Origin of the sequence: Paraburkholderia sp. SIMBA_054 (assembly GCF_046534875.1) — a bacterium.
GTDB classification, from domain to species: Bacteria; Pseudomonadota; Gammaproteobacteria; order Burkholderiales; family Burkholderiaceae; genus Paraburkholderia; species Paraburkholderia hospita.
The window spans coordinates 1-230 of the sequence record NZ_JAWRXV010001862.1 but is presented as its reverse complement, the minus strand read 5'-3'; the positions used below and the strand labels follow the sequence as shown (position 1 = coordinate 230).

1 pseudogene is annotated in these 230 nt (G+C 50.0%); it reads left to right on the top strand.

From position 1 onward, the window contains the following. Positions 1-230 (top strand): annotated as a pseudogene (locus SB822_RS61500) (sugar ABC transporter permease); the annotation flags it as partial.

Below are 230 nucleotides of genomic sequence, written 5' to 3'. Positions count from 1 at the left end.
CAACTTTATCGTCAGCACGACAAATCAGGATATTTTTACTGGCGAAACTGCCTTTGTCGGTCTGGATAATTATCGACGTCTGCAAGACGATCCGGTGATCTGGACGGCGATCTTGAACAACATGCTTTATGCCGTCATTTCGGTCGTGTTCCAGGTGTTCGGTGCATTCGTGCTTGCGGCGATTATTGAAGGCCTGCAACATGAAACATGGCGCAGGTTCTGGCGCGCTG